A 4,318-nucleotide genomic window follows, 5' to 3' on the forward strand; every position below is an offset into this window, starting at 1 on the left:
AAGCAGCCCATCTCGCAACTCAGAGGTGGGCTCCCGCCTGTTTGCTGAAAAGCAATACCCTATAAGACCATCGAGTACCGAAAACCGGGCTTCTTGAACAAAGGATTGATGTGACCTACGGTCACGAGCAATCCTTAATGTTAACCTACGTGCTGGCATTAATGATGTAAATAAAACCCAGCCCGTTGGAACAAACTGAATGAAGAAGGCCCTTCGTAATGAAAGAAAGGAATTCGACACCCGCCGATCTGAAACCACACCCCGCGAACACGTAATCGTATGAACAAAACCGTTGAGCGAATTGCTCATTTTATGACAACGCTCGATTTTTTGGGATTTATGACACCGTTTGTGTTTTTGACACCCCTGAAACAAACAGTGAAAACCTCCAAGCAACGAAGCCCGTTGCCGAAGTGAAAGAGGTCACAACCCCCTCAATTTATACAACCTACCGAAAGTAGGTTAACGCCGCTAATCAGCCGCGCGGCTTTTTGCGTCGGCTGCATTAGCATTGTTAGCTTTGAGATGCACTTGTTCTTCTATTGATCTCGCAATTATGACTGCCATGACAAATGTGAGCTTTAGATATTCTTCACCTATGACTCTTTCGTCACCAACTCTTAGTTTACTGTCCCGATTTATCTTCAAGTATGTCTCGTTAACTAAACAATTATTGTGAAGAATGATATTTCTTGTGCTGAAAAGCTCAACAATTGTTGATTCTTTATTTTCGATATGAGGAAACGTTAACTCAAACTCTTTTTTAAAGTGTTTGAGCTTGTCTTTAAACGATGAATGAGAAAAATTTAAAATAATTTTCTCTCTTGCTTTTTCTTGTAAGTCAGGCTTTTTCCATAGGTAGATAGATCGCGCAATATCGTTAAGAAATGCATCTGTTCTTGCGATTATATTAATAAAACAGTACTTAAGAACCTCCACCTCATGTATTGATATCGAATCATTGAGATTCTCAAATATATGCATCCCTTCCACTTCTTCTTCACTTCGGGTTTTTTCACTAAACTCTTTTTGCACTTCGGGATATTTATGTTGAAAGAAACTATATGAAACACGAGTTCCGGTGAGGAATTGGTCTAATTTCAAAATATCAGCTTTAAAATCATCTATATTCTTTTGTATGTTTTCTAATATTTCCACTAATTCTCCTATAGAGCTAACGTTATGCATGTGGGGCCGCCGAGCGACAGCGAGGGTACCCGGAGCGCAGCGGAGGGCGGTCCGTTACCATGCATTTGTTATGTTGTCTATTGCAATACGATTAGCAAAACAATTAAAGGACCTATAGCTAAAAGAGGAAAAATGATTACAGGTAAAAGAGGGTGCTGAAACCATCTCTTTTTTTCTATATAAACATCAAATGAATCGTTGATTTTTGATTGGTCCTTCAATTTTTGTAAAGCTTCAAGTAATTTATTCGAATCTAATCTTGTTATATTACCCATCAATATTGAACAGAATACAAAGTTTGATATAACATCATTATCTTTTGTTATTTTGCAAAAAGAAAAAGGAGAACGAATAGAATATTCGAAGCTAATGTCTAAATCTTTAGTTGCATATTCTTTGTCGTCAATAATTGAAAAATCCTTACCAATAGAAATTGGTTTGAAGAAAAGTAACACTTTTAGAACATATAGTAGTATTGTTGGCAAAACTAAAGCTGCCAACCACAGTAGATTTTTTGAAAAAAAGGTTATTCCAATTATTAGTACAGATAAAATTACTGACTGAAGAAACAAAGAAAACATCTGAAGATAATATAAGAATGTATTGTGATACTTGATAACTATCGGTAATTTCAATTATCTTACTCCAGTCACGCATAGACATAACGCATGGCTATGCCGACCCAAAAAGCTGATAGGGACAGCGGTTGAAATTACAAAAGACGTGGCCAGCTTTTTGGGGTCGGCCATGAGCCAATTGTTATGTGCCGATTGCGTATTCTTTATTCAAATTTAAGAGACGATGGCCAACAACTTTTTTGTGATTGATGTCTAAAACAAGAACCATAAATACATTCTTGACATCGGAATTAATCAGTACATGATCAAAGGCTCTCGTCGAGTCGCGCCAAACATAGCTTACACAGCCTTCAGCACAGTCAAAACCATCAAAATCCTCTATTGGAATTGAATCAAAGTATAGCCAAAAATCGAAAAGAGGCTTTTCATCTTGACCAACCCTTTTCATTGGTTCAGAGAATGTCGATTTGTATTCGTCTTCATTTAATTTGAACATGTCTTTCCCATAGAAAATAGTGGCTTGACCACATAACGCCGCGCTTCACCCGACGGGCGCTGATGAGTGAAAGTGTTTGAAAAATGGCGACCGTCATTAAGTGATGCCGCCTGAAAAACCGCACTTGCGACCGGTCGGCGTGGAAGCGCTTGTTCAAGAAAGCCGCTACGCGGCAAATCATTCCTCAACCTGCATAGCAAAAATCAATATCCCTGCATCCCAGCATATTTAAAACGAAAGAAAAACATCGTAGCCTTCCTGTAACTCAACCAATTCTAACCAAAGGAGACTACGATGCACGACTATTATGAAAAATCAATGCGCGCTTTGCAACTGGCAGGTTTGGGAAAGAGCACCCAAAAGGCATACACACGCGCTGTTCGTAAGCTTGTCGATTATTGTGGCAAGACGCCTGACAAAATCACGGAAGAAGAAATTGAAGCCTACTTTCTTCATCGTCGAAACGTTGACGGGTGGTCCGCCTCCACCATGGGTATCGCCCATTACGGAATCAAGTTCTTCTTCACCAATGTGTTAAAGCAAGACTTCCATCTCTTTTCTTACCTGAAGGCCAGGCGGGAAAAAACCCTGCCGTGTATCCTCAGCCGTGAGGAGGTCTTCCGCATATTGAATCATGTGACAACCCCACACAATTTGGCGTTTTATCATACGGTCTATGCATGCGGCCTCAGGTTATCTGAAGGCCTCAATCTCCGAGTTTCAGATATCGACAGCGCCCGAATGATGCTTCACGTCCATCGCGGCAAGGGGGCCAAGGATCGTTATGTGCCTTTGCCGGAACACACACTGGGTGTCCTGAGGCAATACTGGCTCAACCACCGCAACCCCACCCTGATTTTCCCTGCTCGGGGACGTGGGAACACAGAAGCCCCCACCACCGATAAGGTCATGTCCATCGAAGGCGTGCAGGGCGCCTTCCGAAAGGCCCGATATGCAGCGGGCATCATGAAACGCAGGGTATCCATCCATACATTGCGCCATTGTTATGCCACCCACCTGCTTGAGGCTGGAGTCAACCCGAGGGTTGTTCAACGTTACATGGGGCATAGCAACCTCGAAACCACCATGGCTTACTTCCATCTCACACAGAAAGGGATTGAAGATTCGTACCGGATCATCAATCACGTGATGAGGGGAGACAGCCATGAACAAGATATCTAAAATCTTCCAGGAGTTCGCCCCCGAGTATCTGGATCGATTTGGGGCCTCCATGCCGAAGACCCATCGCAAAACCATCGGCGCCATCCTCTCTTGCCGAACGCAGGCCCATGGGCTGCTCTACTATGAGTGCGAAGGGTGCGGTAAAATCCATGCCTTCTATCGTTCCTGCGGGAACCGCCATTGCCCGGCGTGCCAAAATCATAAGGCCCGCCAGTGGATGGCTCGCCAGATCAAACGGCAGCTCCCGGGCCATCATTTCATGGTGACCTTTACAGTGCCGGAGGAGCTGCGGAATGTGATCCGCTCCAACCAGAAGGCTTGCTATGGCATGATGTTCGCGGCCTCCTCCCAAGCAATGTCAGAACTCGTGGACAGGGGACGATGGATGACGGGTAAGACACCGGGATTTTTTGGCGTGCTGCATACCTGGGGACGCCAACTTCAATATCATCCCCATATCCACTACCTGGTCCCTGGAGGCGCTGTCTCAGGCGATGGAAAGGCTTGGCACCCAACAAGCGAAGGCTTTTTGCTCCCCTACAAGGTACTGTCCGCTCTGTTCCGCAAGAAGTTTAAGGCGCTGATGGAAAAGGCTGGCCTGCTTCACAAGGTGTGCCCCGATATCTGGTTTAATGGGTTTAATGTAGACGTCGAACCCGCTGGAGGTGGCCAGGAGTGTATCAAATACCTGACGCCCTATATCTTTAAAGTCGCCATCAGCCAGAGCCGCATCGAAAAGGTCGAATGGCGCGAGGTAACCATCACTTACAAAAAGAAAGGTTCCCGACGCCCCAGGCGACTGACACTTGAAGTGATGGAGTTCATGAGGCGCTACCTCCAGCATGTGCTCCCCACAGGGTTTATGAAAGTGCGG

The 4,318-nt window shown here is 44.5% G+C and carries 5 protein-coding genes; 2 read left to right on the forward strand and 3 right to left on the reverse strand.

What is annotated here, in order from left to right; translation table 11 throughout:
• Positions 1–471: 471 nt before the first annotated feature.
• From MSL71_RS26205 to MSL71_RS26215, 3 genes are all read right to left on the reverse strand, one after another.
• Entirely contained in the window at positions 472–1,158 is a 687-nt protein-coding gene (locus MSL71_RS26205; protein ID WP_180147465.1) for a hypothetical protein, read from the reverse strand.
• 107 nt (positions 1,159–1,265) lie between these two features.
• Positions 1,266–1,823 carry a hypothetical protein gene (locus MSL71_RS26210; protein ID WP_180147468.1) on the reverse strand — a complete coding sequence of 186 codons (558 nt, stop codon included), beginning with the start codon at positions 1,821–1,823 and terminating at the stop codon, positions 1,266–1,268.
• Positions 1,824–1,947: 124 nt separating this feature from the next.
• On the reverse strand, positions 1,948–2,262 hold the full coding sequence (locus MSL71_RS26215) for a hypothetical protein (RefSeq protein ID WP_180147470.1): 315 nt from the start codon (positions 2,260–2,262) through the stop codon (positions 1,948–1,950).
• A gap of 294 nt (positions 2,263–2,556) precedes the next feature.
• Between MSL71_RS26215 and MSL71_RS26220 the strand changes: the two genes are divergently transcribed.
• On the forward strand, positions 2,557–3,444 hold the full coding sequence (locus MSL71_RS26220; RefSeq protein ID WP_180147473.1) for a site-specific integrase: 888 nt from the start codon (positions 2,557–2,559) through the stop codon (positions 3,442–3,444).
• Positions 3,428–4,318, forward strand: an 891-nt coding sequence (locus tag MSL71_RS26225) for an IS91 family transposase (protein WP_180147476.1), incomplete at its 3' end; no start/stop codon positions are given. The genes MSL71_RS26220 and MSL71_RS26225, both read left to right, overlap by 17 nt.

Origin of the sequence: Desulfoluna butyratoxydans (assembly GCF_900699765.1) — a bacterium.
GTDB classification, from domain to species: Bacteria; Desulfobacterota; Desulfobacteria; order Desulfobacterales; family Desulfolunaceae; genus Desulfoluna; species Desulfoluna butyratoxydans.

Excerpts from the sequence above, each read along its gene's own strand:
- MSL71_RS26215 (WP_180147470.1), bottom strand. The coding sequence starts at position 2,262 with ATGTTCAAATTAAATGAAGACGAATACAAATCGACATTCTCTGAACCA.
- MSL71_RS26220 (WP_180147473.1), top strand. The coding sequence starts at position 2,557 with ATGCACGACTATTATGAAAAATCAATGCGCGCTTTGCAACTGGCAGGT.